The organism is Buttiauxella noackiae ATCC 51607, from assembly GCF_001654865.1.
Classification (GTDB): Bacteria; Pseudomonadota; Gammaproteobacteria; order Enterobacterales; family Enterobacteriaceae; genus Buttiauxella; species Buttiauxella noackiae.
Map to the genome: position 1 here is coordinate 62510 of NZ_LXEO01000068.1, position 14237 is coordinate 76746.

The window sequence follows — 14237 nt, forward strand, 5'->3', positions numbered from 1 at the left end:
AAAATACAAATCGTTTGCCGTTTGTTGTTTCAAATTTGTTAACAATTTTGTAAACTGCGGGCGGATAGAACGTCCCGGTGGATGATGGGCGTTAAGACATAAAAATGACGTCAGACCCGCCGGAAATAAATTAAGAGGTCATGATGAGTACTGAAATCAAAACTCAGGTCGTGGTACTTGGGGCAGGTCCCGCAGGTTATTCTGCTGCCTTCCGTTGCGCTGATTTAGGTCTGGAAACCATTATTGTTGAACGTTACAGCACCCTCGGTGGTGTTTGTCTGAACGTTGGCTGTATCCCTTCTAAAGCCCTGTTGCACGTTGCTAAAGTTATCGAAGAAGCGAAAGCTTTGGCTGAGCACGGTATCGTTTTCGGCGAGCCGAAAACTGACATCGACAAAATTCGTACCTGGAAAGAAAAGGTTATCAACCAGTTGACTGGTGGCCTGTCTGGTATGGCGAAAGGTCGTAAAGTTAAAGTGGTGACTGGCCTGGGTAAATTTACCGGTGCTAACACCCTGGTTGTTGAAGGCGAAAATGGTCCAACCACCATCACCTTCGATAACGCAATCATCGCGGCGGGTTCTCGTCCGATTCAGCTGCCATTCATTCCGCATGAAGATCCACGCGTATGGGATTCTACCGACGCACTGGAATTGAAAGCTGTACCAAAACGCATGTTGGTTATGGGCGGCGGTATCATCGGTCTGGAAATGGGTACTGTGTACCATGCGCTGGGTTCAGAGATTGACGTGGTTGAAATGTTTGACCAGGTTATCCCGGCTGCCGACAAAGACGTGGTGAAAGTCTTCACCAAGCGTATCAGCAAGCAATTCAACCTGATGCTGGAAACCAAAGTGACTGCCGTTGAAGCCAAAGAAGATGGCATCTACGTCACAATGGAAGGCAAAAAAGCCCCAGCAGAACCACAGCGTTACGACGCAGTTCTGGTTGCCATCGGCCGCGTACCTAACGGTAAGCTGCTCGATGCAGGCGCTGCTGGCGTTGAAGTTGACGATCGCGGTTTCATTCGTACCGACAAGCAGATGCGCACTAACGTGCCGCACATCTATGCTATCGGCGACATCGTTGGCCAGCCAATGCTTGCTCACAAAGGTGTTCACGAAGGCCACGTTGCCGCTGAAGTTATCGCCGGCATGAAGCACTACTTCGACCCGAAAGTGATTCCTTCAATCGCGTATACCGAACCAGAAGTTGCATGGGTTGGTTTGACCGAGAAAGAAGCGAAAGAAAAAGGCATCAGCTACGAAACCGCCACCTTCCCGTGGGCTGCTTCTGGCCGTGCTATCGCTTCCGATTGTGCAGACGGTATGACCAAACTGATTTTCGACAAAGAAACTCACCGTGTTATCGGTGGTGCGATTGTCGGAACTAACGGCGGCGAGCTGTTGGGTGAAATCGGTCTGGCTATCGAAATGGGTTGTGACGCAGAAGACATCGCGCTCACCATCCACGCGCACCCGACTCTGCATGAGTCCGTAGGCCTGGCTGCTGAGATCTTCGAAGGTAGCATCACTGACCTGCCAAACCCGAAAGCGAAAAAGAAGTAATCGTTTGATGGTTAAGAAAAAAGCGGCTTAGGCCGCTTTTTTTTATTGGATTATTGCTGCTCTTGCTGCCAGCTTTCATCCGGGTTGAATTGTGTTATCTCTTTCACTTTTTCAGCCGTCTGCTCGCCCAAATCTTTCTGATACACCACTCCCTGATTATTCACCATAAAGGTGGTCACCCCTGTTTCGCCATATTCGACAGGCCAGGCGACTAACGCAAAGCCTTCCACCATTTTCCCGTCACTGATATAGCTCTTTTCGCCGCCTGGTGCTTTTGCTCCCTGGGCTGTAAGAATGCGGAAGTGATAGCCGTGATAACCCATTCCCGGTTGCACCGGACTGAAGCCTGGGCCGAGTGGGCTAGGCGCTTCACCAGGAGATGCGGGCCAGTACAAGCCATCTTTCTTGCCTTCGCTGCTGGCAAATTTTTGTGCGTACTGTTTATCTAACTGATAGTAATCCTGCTGGGCGTCAACGTAAGCATGGATTGCCTGAATCGCGGAAAGCTCATTCAGGCCAATGGTACGCGTAAGAATTTCATCCGCTGCACGCTCCATATCGAAATGCCAGCCTGCCTCAGATTTCACCATCGGAATAGGCAACTGCCAGTTTTCCTGCCCGACGTTCAGATGCGCGACATCGCCTTTTTCCTCGATGTTATGACTCACTTTCCAGTCACGGATAAAACGGGCGACAGCTTCCGGGTCGGCTTTTTCATCCGGCAGATAGTGACGCCAGTTATCGCCCAGCACTTCGGTTAACGTGGCTTCATCCTGGCTTATCACGGCATTGGCAAATGAGCTGGCCGCAAGCTCCGGCGTGGTGAATTGTTGCTGTGCCTGAACAAAGGCAGGCAGCATAAGCATTACAAGTGCACTTAACTTCATACGATTTTTCATGATGCCTCCCCGTTAGCGACGATGAAATTCACGATGTTCAGAACCACGAGCCGCAGCGCGTGGCTCACGATTGACCGATGAGCGATGAAGACTTTGCTGCCCACGCTGGTTTTGTGCCTGCCAGGAAGGAGAACGGCTGTCATTCCCGCTTAACGCGTTGGAACGTGCCGATTGCACCCGCTGCTGCTGTCGTTGGGGATCTTGCTGGCGCGCCTCCCGGCGCTGTTGCTGTTGTGCCGTTGGATGGTTGATCTGATTTTTTGCCGTCTCTCTGCGTTGCTGCTGCTGACCCGAATTGTTTAGCTGGCTTTTCGCCGCACTTCGACGGGCATCGGTATTTTGCGAATCATAGCCACGGTAGTTATTACGTTGGGCGATCTGATTGAGCTGTTTAGATGAAGCCTGGCGTTGGGCATCACGTGTAGCCAGTTGAGGTGCCGCTGCGTCAATTCTCCCTTTGTTCTGCTGTAACTGTGTCGCTGCCGCTTGCCGTTGAGCATCACGATTGACCGGGGCGTTTTGCGTGGCGCTCAGGCCGCCCGGGACATTGGTCTGGTGATAGCGCTGAGCAACGTTGTTGTCGTGGTAAGGAACACCGTTACGGTAGGCTGGATTATGCTGCCAGGCGACATTGTTTTTCTGGAGATTCTGCCCAGAAATATGGTTGAAGTTATTCACGTTGTTAATATTAATGTTGTTGTTACCGCCGCCGTGATAGCCGCCATCATGATGGTAATCGTCGTCATCGTGATCCCAGTCGACATTACTGAATAGCGCGTAAGTCGTGGCAACCCCAAGGCTGAAACCGAGGCCATTCACAAAACTATTGGCGAACTGTTCTCCCGGAGGCGGCGGGAGATAAACCGGTGGATACGCGGTGTTCGGCCAGGTGCCATAAACCGTAGATGGATTGTAACTCGGCACATATACCACTTGCGGATCGGTGGGCTCGATTTTAATCACCGTTTGCGCAGGTGCCGCGGCTACGGTTTTCGATGAAGACGAGCTGGTGCTGGCAGGTGCGGCTACCGTTGTATTCTGGTTTACGGTTACAGGCGCCGTGGTCACGGTCTGCTGAGGTGTGGATTTTAAGGAGCCGGTTTGCTGCGCCAGCAAACGCAATTTCTGCACTGAATCCATGACATCTTTTGGTTGCGCTAAAAATGCATCGCCAAGATTTTGCACCCACTCAGGGTTTTCACCCATCAGCGCCATTAATTGCGGGAAGGCGACGAGGGATTTAACGCTCGGATCCCACGGTTGATTCGACACGGCCTGAATCGCGGCATCGCCTTGTAGCGTCGGGTTATCACGCGACCATTGCACCGCCTGAACAACGTTTGCGGGGTAAGTCGCAGCCATCAACACTTGTGACATCAGTGAATCTGGATACAGCGCTATGGGGGCAACCCACTGGTCGATCTGTGCGGTGGTAAACGTCGAGGTGGCGGCTGTAGCGACAGGGGCTGCCGCGGTAGGCGCAGGCGTTGCTACAGGAGCAGGCTGCGTAACAGGTGCTGCGGGGACAGGTTCGGCTGTCTGGCTTTTAACGTACAGCACACCAGATGCCGCGAAAATGCCGGCGCTGCATATGAGGGCAAGAACATGAGGCTTGAATGGCAACTTCATTTAACTTCTCCTGGTATTCAGAAGGATACCCCTGGACTAAAGAGCAGTGCCGAATGGCGGCTTTATCGCGGCGAGTATAGAGCGCTGATAGTTTAATTTTTGACTTAAACGGTGATTCTTGCCGTAAATGTCGTTTGAAAGCGTGAAATATTATTTCGAGCCGCGCTGAATGTGCGTCGAGAAAATGCAACCCCCAGCAATTTTTGTAGGCGATGGCATAGAAAAAGGCTTAGGTATTTGCGAATCCAGGCCCTGTGTTACTTCATGATATCTTCGGAAACCCGCTTAATTCTCCACCCTTCAGCCAAATCTGTCTTGGGAAAATAGCAACACCATGGCCGTTGAAATGGCTATGCGCACAGCTCTCATAGCGGTAGATATCTTCGCCATGTGACCAGACTAAAGTATTTGCCATGATGATTCGGTCTACCATTTCAGTCAGCAATACCGGTCGCACATTCGCGATCTCTAATTGAGGGAAAAAATATGTCCGGATTTAAAGATGGATTTCTATGGGGCGGTGCGGTTGCGGCTCATCAGTTGGAAGGCGGCTGGAAAGAAGGTGGTAAGGGGATTAGCGTTGCCGATGTTATGACCGCGGGTGCTCATGGTGTTCCACGCAAAATTACTGACGGTGTGTTGCCGGGGAAAAACTATCCGAACCATGATGCGATAGATTTTTACCATCGCTATAAAGAAGACATCCAACTGTTTGCCGAGATGGGTTTTAAATGTTTCCGCACTTCCATCGCCTGGACGCGCATTTTCCCGCTTGGAGATGAGCTGGAGCCGAACGAAGCGGGTCTGCAATTTTACGACGATCTGTTCGACGAATGCCTGAAGCACGGTATCGAGCCGGTGATTACGCTGTCGCATTTCGAGATGCCTTACCATTTGGTTACCGAATACGGCGGCTGGCGCAATCGTAAGCTTATCGACTTCTTCGTGCGTTTTGCCAAAGTGGTCTTCACGCGTTACCAGCACAAAGTGAAGTACTGGATGACCTTTAACGAGATCAACAATCAGGCTAATTTCCACGAAGATTTTGCCCCGTTTACCAACTCCGGTCTGAAGTATGAACCGGGCGAAGATCGCGAGCCGGTGATGTTCCAGGCTGCACACTACGAACTGGTCGCCAGCGCGCTGGCAGTGCGTGCTGCGCGTGAGATCAATCCAGATCTGCTGGTCGGCTGCATGATCGCCATGTGCCCAATCTACCCGCTGAGTTGTGCGCCAAACGATGTGATGATGGCGATGAATGCCATGCACCGTCGATACTGGTTTACCGATGTTCACGTGCGCGGCACGTATCCTAAACATCTGCTGAATTACTTTGAACGCCGTGACTTCAAGCTGGATATTACCGGTGAAGATCTCGTTGCACTAGAGCAGGGCTGTGTCGATTACATCGGCTTTAGCTACTACATGTCGTTTGCCACCAAAGCCACGGACGATAATCCGCAACTGGATTATGATGAATCTAAAAGTCTGGTCTCTAACCCGTATGTCCAGAAATCGGACTGGGGCTGGCAGATAGATCCGGTAGGACTTCGCTACTCACTGAACTGGTTCTGGGATCATTACCAGCTGCCGCTGTTTATCGTTGAAAATGGTTTTGGCGCGATTGATGTTCAGGGAAGCGATGGCGTGGTGGATGACCAATACCGCATCGACTATATGTCTGCTCATATCCGCGAGATGAAAAAAGCGGTTGTGGAAGACGGCGTTGACCTGATGGGTTATACCCCATGGGGATGCATCGACCTGGTTTCTGCGGGCACGGGCGAGATGAAAAAACGTTATGGCCTTATCTACGTAGATAAAGATAACGAAGGTAAAGGAACCCTGAACCGCAGCCGGAAGAAATCTTTCGCCTGGTATAAAGACGTGATTGCTTCGAATGGTGAGAAGCTTTAATCGTCTTTTGTTGGTCGGATTAGCATTAGCGACATCCGACAACATCACTTCAAATTGGTGGATGACGCTGCAGCTTATCCACTCTACAAAGCCCGTATCGTAGGTCGGGAAAGCGCCTGTACCTCCCGACATTAACTCACAGATGCAACATGAAAAAGCCGCCTCGCCACTGCCCAAAACGAAGCCAGAAGGCCATATCGAAAAGTAATGTTTTGCCCTTAACGATTCAGCAAGTATTTAATGTTGCTTTTTTGTAAACACATTCACCCTCCCTGAAAATCCTGCTATGCTGCCCGTCGCGGTACCGGGCATTTACCCTACAAACTGCTGTCTCACAGGAGCGTGAAGAGAATAGCCGGAACCGAAATGACAATGAGAGCGAGGAGAACCGTCGTGCTAGAAGAATACCGTAAGCACGTAGCCGAACGTGCTGCAGATGGGATTGTTCCAAAACCTTTAGAAGCATCCCAAATGGCCGCACTGGTCGAGCTGCTGAAATCCCCGCCAGCGGGTGAAGAAGAATTCCTTTTAGATCTTATTACTAATCGTGTTCCGCCAGGCGTTGATGAAGCCGCCTACGTTAAAGCCGGTTTTCTGGCTGCCATCACTAAAGGTGATGCCACTTCCCCGTTAATCTCCCCTGAGAAAGCTGTAGAACTGCTTGGCACCATGCAAGGCGGCTACAACATTCATCCACTGATTGACGCGCTGGATAACGAAAAGCTGGCACCAATTGCCGCTAAAGCGCTTTCCCACACGCTGCTGATGTTTGATAACTTCTACGATGTGGAAGAGAAAGCAAAAGCCGGTAACGTTCACGCCCAAAAAGTTCTGCAATCCTGGGCGGATGCCGAGTGGTTCCTGAGCCGCCCTAAATTGGCGGAGAAAATCACTGTTACCGTATTTAAAGTCACCGGCGAAACGAATACCGATGACTTGTCTCCAGCTCCAGATGCCTGGTCACGCCCGGACATCCCTCTGCATGCGCTGGCGATGCTGAAAAACGCCCGCGAAGGTATCGAGCCGGATCAACCTGGCAGTATTGGCCCGATCAAACAGATCGAAGCGCTGAACAAAAAAGGTTTCCCACTGGCTTATGTGGGCGATGTTGTAGGTACCGGTTCTTCGCGTAAATCTGCGACTAACTCCGTGCTGTGGTTCATGGGCGACGACATCCCGAATGTGCCGAACAAGCGCGGCGGCGGTGTGGTGCTCGGTGGCAAAATCGCGCCAATCTTCTTCAACACGATGGAAGATGCCGGTGCGCTGCCAATCGAAGTAGACGTAAACGATCTGCACATGGGCGATGTCATCGACATCTACCCATATAAAGGCGAAGTGCGTAACCACGAAACCAACGAAGTTATCGCAAACTTTGAGCTGAAAACTGACGTGTTGCTGGACGAAGTTCGTGCTGGTGGCCGTATTCCGTTGATCATCGGTCGTGGCCTGACAACCAAAGCGCGCGAAGCTTTGGATCTGCCGCGTAGCGAAGTGTTTGTGCAGGCGAAAGATGTTGCGGCGAGCACTCGCGGCTTCTCTCTGGCGCAGAAAATGGTTGGCCGTGCCTGTGGCGTTGAAGGCATTCGTCCGAACCAGTACTGCGAACCAAAAATGACGTCTGTTGGTTCTCAGGACACCACCGGTCCAATGACCCGTGACGAACTGAAAGACCTGGCGTGTCTGGGCTTCTCGGCAGATTTGGTGATGCAGTCCTTCTGCCACACCGCCGCGTATCCGAAACCGGTGGACGTGAATACTCACCATACGCTGCCTGACTTCATCATGAACCGTGGCGGCGTGTCGCTGCGTCCGGGCGATGGCGTTATCCACTCCTGGCTGAACCGTATGTTGCTGCCTGATACCGTGGGTACTGGTGGTGACTCCCACACCCGTTTCCCAATCGGGATCTCCTTCCCTGCAGGTTCTGGTTTGGTCGCGTTTGCTGCGGCAACCGGCGTAATGCCGCTGGATATGCCTGAGTCTGTGCTGGTGCGCTTCAAAGGCAAAATGCAGCCGGGTATCACTCTGCGCGACCTGGTTCACGCCATCCCGCTGTATGCGATCAAACAGGGTCTGCTGACCGTTGAGAAGAAAGGTAAGAAAAACATCTTCTCTGGCCGTATCCTGGAAATCGAAGGCTTGCCAACGCTGAAAGTAGAACAGGCATTTGAGCTGACCGATGCTTCCGCTGAGCGTTCAGCTGCTGGTTGCACCATCAAGTTAGATCGCGAGCCAATCGAAGAGTACCTGAGCTCTAACATTGTGCTGCTGAAGTGGATGATCGCAGAAGGTTACGGCGATCGTCGCACCCTTGAGCGCCGTATCCAGGGCATGGAAAAATGGTTGGCCGATCCTCAGTTGATGGAAGCTGATGCTGATGCAGAATACGCCGAGATCATCGAAATCGATCTGAACGACATTAAAGAGCCAATCCTTTGTGCGCCAAACGATCCGGACGATGCGCGTCTGCTGTCTGATGTGGCTGGCGAGAAAATCGATGAAGTGTTTATCGGTTCCTGCATGACCAACATCGGCCACTTCCGCGCGGCGGGTAAACTGCTTGATAGCCACAAAGGCCAGTTGCCTACTCGTTTATGGGTTGCGCCACCAACGCGTATGGATGCCGCTCAGTTGACTGAAGAAGGCTACTACAGCGTATTTGGTAAGAGCGGTGCGCGTATCGAAATCCCAGGCTGTTCACTGTGTATGGGTAACCAGGCGCGTGTGGCCGACGGTTCCACCGTGGTTTCAACGTCTACCCGTAACTTCCCTAACCGTTTAGGCACTGGTGCGAACGTATTCCTGGCTTCCGCAGAACTGGCCGCAGTGGCATCACTGCTGGGCAAACTGCCAACGCCTGACGAATACCAGACCTTTATGGCACAGGTTGATAAGACTGCTGTTGATACCTATCGTTACCTGAACTTCGACAAGCTTTCTCAATATACCGAGAAAGCTGACGGTGTGATTTTCCAGACTGCGGTATAACATTTCCCCAATCTGCGACAAGGGAGGCTTAGGCCTCCCTTTTTATTTGTCCCGCGCGGGCCTGAACGCTGTTTTTCGCCGACTTTGCTGCGATAATTACCTTATACGCTAAGGGGTACTGTATTTCCCCGGGCAGGGTAGAGGAAAACACCATGGAATATGAATTTTTGCGTGATGTCACCGGTTTGGTGAAAGTGCGTATGTCGATGGGTCATGAAGTGGTGGGCCATTGGTTTAACGAAGAAGTGAAAGATAATCTCGGCTTGCTTGATGAAGTAGAAGAAGCGGCAAATTCAGTAAAAGGTAGTGAACGGCAGTGGCAACGTGTCGGGCATGAATACACAGTGTTGCTCGATGGTGAAGAAGTGATGATTCGCGCCAATCAGCTGGAAATTTCAGGTGATGAAATGGAAGAAGGGATGAACTACTACGACGAAGAGAGTTTGTCTTTCTGTGGCGTTGAGGACTTTATGCTCGTCATTAATGCTTACCGGGAATTTGTGGCGCAGAACCGATAACTTATTTTCAAAGCAGTGTCCCAAAAGCCTGCGGGAAGACTTTTGGGACGGCATCACTTTCCGCAAAGGGTTGTGGAAGTTCCGACTATTTCACGTAGGCGAGCAAGCTCAACGAGTCACGGGCCAATGCTTTACATTTGTTTGCGGTAGGAATCGCAATACCGCTCAAATCACGGTAGCTATCTTCCCCGAGTGATTTCATGTTGAAAGTATCGTAGTTGCTCAAATCCCACTGGTTTTGCTGGGCAAAAAACACCAGTGCGCGACGAATTTGTCCGTTAGGCAGGTTTTGGTAGCCACAATCATTTTTCAGAAACACAAATACCGCAGTAAGATCGGCCATATCTTCTGCTTCAGACTCGCTAAGTGCCTGGCTGCTGGTGGAAAAAGCCAGCAATAACCCCAGCATTAATGCCCTAACTCCCATCTTCATCACATCTACCACTTTTCATCAGATACGAAACGTTAACACAGTTAAATAAGGTGCGACGAGATTTATTCGCAGCGCCATACGCTGGGTAAAACTTGACCTTCCCCTTGGGGCAGGGTTTATGCTCATTCACATGCCTGCTAAAGAAAGGAATTGAATATGCATCGCCGTGATTTTATAAAATATTCTGCTGCCATTAGTGCATTTAGCGCCTTACCGCTTTGGAGTAAAGCGGCACTGGCTGCTGATAGACCCGCATTACCGATCCCCGGAATTCTCGCCCCTGATGCAAAGAATAGCATTCGTTTAGCAGTGCAAGCGGGCAAAAGCACATTCAATGGAAAAACTGCCACTACCTGGGGCTATAACGGCAACTTGCTAGGACCTGCTTTGCAACTGACTCAGGGCGAAGAGGTTACCGTTGAGATTAATAATAACCTCGCAGAAGAAACCACGGTTCACTGGCATGGTTTAGAAGTTCCCGGTGATGTTGACGGTGGGCCACAAGGCGTGATTGCCGCAGGTGGTAAACGCTCTGTGAAATTTACGCCGCAACAACGCGCTGCAACTTGTTGGTTCCACCCACATCAGCATGGAAAAACAGGCCATCAGGTTGCAATGGGGCTCGCTGGGTTGGTGTTAATCGATGATAAAGAAAGTCGTGCGTTACGCTTACCAAAGCAGTGGGGCATCGATGATGTTCCGCTGATTATCCAGGACAAACGCTTTGCTGCCGATGGGCAAATTGATTATCAGCTAGACATGATGAGTGCCGCGGTAGGCTGGTTTGGTGACACTCTATTATGCAATGGCGCGGTTTATCCTCAACATGCTAACCCGCGTGGATGGCTGCGTTTGCGTTTACTCAATGGTTGTAACGCGCGCTCGCTCAATATTGCGGCCAGCGATAACCGCCCGCTGTACGTGATTGCCAGTGATGGTGGCTTACTTGCGGAGCCAGTCAAAGTAACCGAACTCCCTATGCTGATGGGCGAGCGTTTCGAAGTGCTGGTGGATACGAGTGATGGGAAAGCGTTTGATATCGTCACGCTGCCAGTCAAACAAATGGGTATGACGGTTGAGCCTTTCGACAAACCCCAGCCAGTGGTGCGTATTCAGCCACTGATTATTGCGGCATCGGGCGAAATGCCAGACAAACTGGTTAACGTACCGGCTCTGCCAAATATTGAAGGCATTACCGAACGCTGGCTGCAACTGATGATGGACCCGATGCTGGATATGATGGGGATGCAGGCGCTGATGGACAAATATGGTCAGCAGGCAATGGCGGGTATGAACATGGCCGGGCATGGCAATATGGGGAATATGGGCCAGATGGATCATGGGAAGATGAACCATGGCGCAATGAACCACGGTAAGCAGGGCTTCGATTTCCATAATGCCAACAAGATTAACGGCAAAGCATTTGATATGAACACGCCAGCGTTTGCTGCCGAAAAGGGCAAATACGAGAAATGGACGATTTCCGGTGAGGGCGACATGATGCTTCACCCATTCCATATTCACGGCACGCAGTTCCGCATCCTGAGTGAAAATGGCCAACCGGTAGCAGCCCATCGTCAGGGCTGGAAAGACACGGTTCGAGTAGAAGGTGGGCGCAGTGAAGTGCTGGTGAAGTTCGATCATGCGGCTTCTAAAGAGCAGGCGTATATGGCGCATTGCCATTTACTGGAGCATGAAGACACAGGCATGATGCTTGGGTTTACGGTGGCGTAAAAAAGGCGGATGAACAGAAGTCTGTTCATCCGCCAGTTTTGTCGGTCGGATAAGCGCTACGCCATCCGACAGTTTTTTACTTAGCGTCGTCCGGCAAAGCGTAAGCGACAATATAATCGCCCATCTTCGTGCCAAACGAGCCATGACCACCAGCTGAAATCACGACGTATTGTTTACCATTCGCTTCATAGGTCATTGGCGTTGCCTGGCCACCGGCTGGCAAACGCGCTTCCCACAGTTTCTCACCATTGCTCATGTTATAAGCACGCAGGTAGTTATCTGCGGTTGCACCAATAAACAGCACGTTCCCAGCGGTAGAAATTGGGCCACCCAGCATTGGCATCCCCATTTTAAACGGCAGCGGAAGCGGTGAGCTGTCGCGCACGGTACCGATACGTTTTTTCCATACCACTTCGTTGGTTTTCAAATCTACCGCAGAGATATAGCCCCATGCAGGCTGTTTACACGGTAAGCCAAACGGAGAGAGGAACGGGTTAAGCGTCACGCCGTACGGCACGCCATACTGTGGCTGAATGCCGGTTTCGGTGCCTGAGCCTTTAGCATCTTTCGGCGGCTCCATTGGATTGCCTGGGCCACGTGGCATCAGTTTAGATACAAACGGCAGTGCCATTGGGTTGGCAATCGCCACCTGGCGGTTAGGGTCAACGGAAATGCCGCCCCACTCGAACATCCCCAGGTTACCCGGGAACACAAGCGTGCCTTGCTCAGACGGTGGTGTGAAAATGCCTTCATAACGCAGTTTATGGAAGATGATGCGACAAACCATTTGGTCATAAAGTGTCGCTCCCCACATATCCGCACCGCTCAGGTCTTTCTTCGGACGGAAACTCAAATCCGAGAACGGCTGAGTTGGCGTCACGTAATCACCTTTTGCTGCACCTTGCGGAACAGGTTTTTCCGGAGCAGGAACCACCAGTTTGCCGTCACGGCGGTCGAGCACAAAGATGTTACCGGTTTTCGCAGGCGCATAGATAACCGGAACGGTTTCGCCTTTAACGGTAATGTCCGCAAGCGTTGGCTGTGATGGCATATCCATATCCCACAGGTCGTGGTGAACCGTTTGATATGACCAGGCCAGTTTCCCGGTAGTTGCGTTTAGTGCCACGATGCTGCTGGCATAACGCTCTTGCTCCGGCGTGCGGTTACCGCCCCAAATATCTGGTGTGGTCACACCCATCGGCAGGTACACCAAATCTAACTTCGCGTCATAGGCCGCTGGTGCCCAGGAGTTCGGTGAGTTAATAGTGTAGTGATGCTCATCACCAGGAATGGTGTTGGGATCTTTAGCACCCGGATCGAATGCCCACAGCAATTTACCGCTGTTTACATCAAAGCCGCGGATAACACCAGACGGCTCGCGAGTGGAGTAGTTATCGGTGACCGCACCGGCAATCACGATAACTTTATCGGTGATAATCGGTGGTGAAGTGGGTTCGTACATACCAGGTGTTGTGACCGGCATGTTGGTTTGCAGATTCAGGATGCCTTTGTTAGCAAAGCTTTCGCAAAGCTTGCCGTTATCGGCATTAATGGCAAACAGGCGTCCATCATTCACAGGAAGAATGATACGACGTGGACAATCAGAAACGACATCAGGAGCTGCGTTATCCGCTGTAGCTTCGTGGTAAGAAACACCACGGCAAGTCACGTGCTGGAACGAAGGGTTCGTATCCATACGCGGGTCGAATTTCCACTTCTGTTTACCGGTAGTCGCATCCAGCGCAAACAGTTGCTGGTGTGCGGTACATAAGTAAAGCGTGTCGCGGATTTTAATCGGAGTGACTTCGTTAGTGATTTCACCCGGATCGGTTGGGCGTTTCACATCGCCAGTCTGGAAACTCCACGCTTCTTTAAGCTGGCCAACGTTTTTATCGTTGATCTGTTTTAAAGGAGAGTAGCGCTGGCCTTCCTGATTACGGCCATATGCTGGCCAGTCGGCATCAGGAATGGTAGAGCTTGCCGCCGCAGGCGTCTGCGCATCCGCACTTAACGTGCCGTTGATTTCTTGTGGATCGTTAAATACCGCCCAGGCCAGTGCAACCACGGTAATGGCAAGCACGGCACCCAGTGCGGGAGCTGCACCCGCAGACGGTAAAATAAGATGACGATACACAAATGGCAGTAGCAGCCATACGCCGAAGAAGAACAGGACGTCTAAACGTGGGGTTAATGCCCAGAAATCGAAACCGACTTCCCAAACGCCCCATGCTACGGTGCAAAGCAGTAGTGCAGCATAAAGCCACAGCGCAAGAGCTTTGCGTTGCCAAAGTAACCATGCGGTGATTAACATCACCACCCCTGCAATTGGGTAGTACCAGGACCCACCAATTGCCACTAACCATATCCCGCCAATGAATAAATACAGCCCAGTTAGTACTGCAAACAGGACTGTTAAGGTTGCGATGACTCGCGAACCTGAGTTATTTGTTTTCACAATTATCACGCTCTTAAAAGTTTGATAGCAATTCATTATAGTTATTAACAAGTGTGATATTCATCACATAAATGGCTTTTTTACCAATTGGGC

General features: G+C 51.2%; 9 protein-coding genes. 5 read left to right on the forward strand and 4 right to left on the reverse strand.

The genetic code is table 11. The features are described from left to right. The first annotated feature begins 143 nt into the window (after positions 1 to 143). Complete coding sequence (gene lpdA / locus M979_RS21235) at positions 144 to 1568, forward strand: dihydrolipoyl dehydrogenase (RefSeq protein WP_034460910.1); 1425 nt, start codon at positions 144 to 146, stop codon at positions 1566 to 1568. 50 nt (positions 1569 to 1618) lie between these two features. On the opposite strand, the gene M979_RS21240 is transcribed toward lpdA, so the two are convergent. Then, positions 1619 to 2467, reverse strand: coding sequence for a DUF2950 domain-containing protein (locus tag M979_RS21240; RefSeq protein WP_157093284.1), 849 nt, complete (start codon positions 2465 to 2467; stop codon positions 1619 to 1621). A 12-nt stretch (positions 2468 to 2479) separates the two neighbouring features. Beyond that, positions 2480 to 4096: a DUF3300 domain-containing protein gene (locus M979_RS21245; RefSeq protein WP_064556299.1), complete on the reverse strand. Its 1617-nt coding sequence runs from the start codon at positions 4094 to 4096 to the stop codon at positions 2480 to 2482. A gap of 486 nt (positions 4097 to 4582) precedes the next feature. Between M979_RS21245 and M979_RS21250 the strand changes: the two genes are divergently transcribed. The 3 genes from M979_RS21250 (at position 4583) to yacL (ending at position 9522) form a co-directional block, all read left to right on the forward strand. After that, on the forward strand, positions 4583 to 6013 hold the full coding sequence (locus M979_RS21250) for a 6-phospho-beta-glucosidase (protein ID WP_064556300.1): 1431 nt from the start codon (positions 4583 to 4585) through the stop codon (positions 6011 to 6013). A gap of 393 nt (positions 6014 to 6406) precedes the next feature. Beyond that, positions 6407 to 9004 carry a bifunctional aconitate hydratase 2/2-methylisocitrate dehydratase gene (gene acnB / locus M979_RS21255; protein ID WP_157093285.1) on the forward strand — a complete coding sequence of 866 codons (2598 nt, stop codon included), beginning with the start codon at positions 6407 to 6409 and terminating at the stop codon, positions 9002 to 9004. A 152-nt stretch (positions 9005 to 9156) separates the two neighbouring features. After that, positions 9157 to 9522: a protein YacL gene (gene yacL, locus M979_RS21260; RefSeq protein ID WP_034460903.1), complete on the forward strand. Its 366-nt coding sequence runs from the start codon at positions 9157 to 9159 to the stop codon at positions 9520 to 9522. 85 nt (positions 9523 to 9607) lie between these two features. Here yacL and M979_RS21265 read toward each other — a convergent pair whose 3' ends face one another. Further along, the gene (locus M979_RS21265) at positions 9608 to 9955 is read right to left on the reverse strand and encodes a YacC family pilotin-like protein (protein WP_034460902.1); all 348 of its coding nucleotides are present in this window, start codon (positions 9953 to 9955) and stop codon (positions 9608 to 9610) included. Between the two features lie 156 nt (positions 9956 to 10111). Here M979_RS21265 and cueO point away from each other — a divergent pair, with 156 nt between their 5' ends. Continuing rightward, complete coding sequence (gene cueO / locus M979_RS21270) at positions 10112 to 11689, forward strand: multicopper oxidase CueO (RefSeq protein ID WP_064556302.1); 1578 nt, start codon at positions 10112 to 10114, stop codon at positions 11687 to 11689. 76 nt (positions 11690 to 11765) lie between these two features. On the opposite strand, the gene M979_RS21275 is transcribed toward cueO, so the two are convergent. Beyond that, on the reverse strand, positions 11766 to 14180 hold the full coding sequence (locus tag M979_RS21275; protein WP_420535625.1) for a glucose/quinate/shikimate family membrane-bound PQQ-dependent dehydrogenase: 2415 nt from the start codon (positions 14178 to 14180) through the stop codon (positions 11766 to 11768). Between the last annotated feature and the right edge of the window lie 57 nt (positions 14181 to 14237).

Coding starts and splice junctions, on each gene's coding strand:
- lpdA (WP_034460910.1), top strand. CDS start 144: ATGAGTACTGAAATCAAAACTCAGGTCGTGGTACTTGGGGCAGGTCCC.
- M979_RS21240 (WP_157093284.1), bottom strand. CDS start 2,467: ATGAAAAATCGTATGAAGTTAAGTGCACTTGTAATGCTTATGCTGCCT.
- M979_RS21245 (WP_064556299.1), bottom strand. CDS start 4,096: ATGAAGTTGCCATTCAAGCCTCATGTTCTTGCCCTCATATGCAGCGCC.
- M979_RS21250 (WP_064556300.1), top strand. CDS start 4,583: ATGTCCGGATTTAAAGATGGATTTCTATGGGGCGGTGCGGTTGCGGCT.
- yacL (WP_034460903.1), top strand. CDS start 9,157: ATGGAATATGAATTTTTGCGTGATGTCACCGGTTTGGTGAAAGTGCGT.
- M979_RS21265 (WP_034460902.1), bottom strand. CDS start 9,955: ATGAAGATGGGAGTTAGGGCATTAATGCTGGGGTTATTGCTGGCTTTT.
- cueO (WP_064556302.1), top strand. CDS start 10,112: ATGCATCGCCGTGATTTTATAAAATATTCTGCTGCCATTAGTGCATTT.
- M979_RS21275 (WP_420535625.1), bottom strand. CDS start 14,180: ATGAATTGCTATCAAACTTTTAAGAGCGTGATAATTGTGAAAACAAAT.